Origin of the sequence: Rathayibacter sp. AY1F2 (assembly GCF_002930885.1) — a bacterium.
GTDB lineage: Bacteria > Actinomycetota > Actinomycetes > Actinomycetales > Microbacteriaceae > Rathayibacter.
In genome coordinates this window covers 1-1,694 of record NZ_PSVG01000053.1, presented here as the reverse complement: position 1 = coordinate 1,694, position 1,694 = coordinate 1, and the positions used below count along the sequence as shown (strand labels likewise).

The following is a 1,694-nucleotide window of genomic DNA, read 5'->3' as shown; positions in this document are numbered from 1 at the left end:
CACGTCACCCGCCGCAAGTCCGGGGTCTGGGAGGCGTGGCACTCCGACCAGCTGCACGGCATCACCAGCGGCTCGTTCCGCCACTGCGTCGCCCACGCCCGCCGCGCAGCGATCCGCCGCGTCGCCCCGTTCCTGAACCGCTGAGAGGACCACACCATGACCCGCACCGACACCGGCCGCGCGAGCGCCGACCAGCTCGCCCTCATCCTCGCGACCAGCCGCGACGAGGACCCGGAGAACGCCACCGCGACCGACGCGGAGATCCTCGCGCACACCCGCAATACGCTCGGACTGCCGGGGGAGTGCGGACCCGGCGGGATGCCTGTCTACGACGACGGTACCGCCGAGGCCGCCGCGTTGATCGCGTTCCTGACGCCCGCCGAGTAGCGCGGGGGAGGGGCCGGCCTTCGGGCCGGCCACGAGGGGCGATCCCCTCGCGCTCCCCCGTGTTCCGCCGGAGGCGGGACGCGAGCTCCGCACGCGCAGCGGTGACGGAGCACCGCCGGCGGGAGCCGCTACGCGGCAGGTCCTTTGCTCGCCTGGTTGCTGGCCTGGCTCACGCTCGGCATCGCGTTCCTCGTGGGACACGCGGTCATGCGTGGTCATCGGTCGCGAGGAAGTCAGACCTCCGGCGCCCAGATGTCGACTACGCCGGCCTGCAGGCGCATCTCGCCGAGTTTCAGTTGCTTGCGAAGACGAAGCCGGGTGTAGGGAACCAGGACCACCAGCGCGATGCCCTCCCGATGTTCCGACTCGACTCGGATGGCATCACCGCTCCCGCTGATCGTGACCACGCTGACGTACGCGACCGCCCGTAACGACTGCCGGTTCTCTCTGCTCGCACGCCGGAGCTCGTCGAGGTCCGCCTGGGACGAGTTGTTCCCGCGACCCGGCTCCGGCCCCACCATGCTCAGAACGCTGCGCCCGTCGGTGTCGATCGAGGCGGAGAACGGGCCCAGCTCACCGCGCTTTCCGAGAGCCTCAACGGCGCGAGTCATCGTCAGATCGAGCAGGCCGTCGAGATCCTCTTGCGCTTCGGCTGATGCCGTCTCACGCCACATCATCATCTGCACACAGTGCCACAGGCCGCAGTCTCGCGCTGGACGGAACCGCGGTCGCGTATACGGCGAAGGCCACACCCGTCTCCCCGGTCGGGGGCGCGAGCTGCGCTCGCGCAGCGGTGACGGAGCACCGCCGGCGGGAGCCGCTGCGCGGCGCGTTTCTAGGTTTTCTTCACCTCTCCGCGGTTTCAACCTATCTCGCTCCATCGGCTGCGTGCCACCGATCCCGGACGCGCCCTTCGGGCTTGTTTCGCCCGGGATCGGCGTCACTCCGCCGACTCCACTCAATTGGTTTTCACTCGCCGGAGAGGCAAAGAAAAACGATCAGGAAGACGACAAAAGCCCCGTAGTTGGACTAGAACCACGGGACTTGTCACCTTCATGGTCGCACACCGATTGAGGAGAAACCATCGTGACTATCACCACCGGAACCGGGACCGTTCAGCACATCGACCCGACCACCCTCGTGATCGAGCAGAACGTCCGAACCAGCGCCCCGCTGACCAAGGACTTCATCGCGTCGATCCGCGAGAACGGCGTCATCACCCCGGTCCTCGCCCGCCGCGACGAGCACGGCAACGTCATCGTCCGCGCCGGACAGCGCCGCACCCTCGCCGCCCGCGAGGCCGGAGT

Annotated in this window: 3 protein-coding genes; 2 read left to right on the top strand and 1 reads right to left on the bottom strand. The window is 68.7% G+C overall.

The features are described 5' to 3' along the window. Positions 1–156 precede the first annotated feature (156 nt). Positions 157–387, top strand: coding sequence for a hypothetical protein (locus C5C54_RS17470; RefSeq protein WP_104273038.1), 231 nt, complete (start codon positions 157–159; stop codon positions 385–387). Between the two features lie 233 nt (positions 388–620). Here the strand turns inward: C5C54_RS17470 and C5C54_RS17465 are convergent, their stop codons facing one another. Beyond that, the gene (locus C5C54_RS17465; protein ID WP_104288908.1) at positions 621–1,067 is read right to left on the bottom strand and encodes a hypothetical protein; all 447 of its coding nucleotides are present in this window, start codon (positions 1,065–1,067) and stop codon (positions 621–623) included. Between the two features lie 406 nt (positions 1,068–1,473). Between C5C54_RS17465 and C5C54_RS17460 the strand changes: the two genes are divergently transcribed. Further along, positions 1,474–1,694, top strand: a 221-nt coding sequence (locus tag C5C54_RS17460) for a ParB/Srx family N-terminal domain-containing protein (protein WP_181127932.1), incomplete at its 3' end; no start/stop codon positions are given.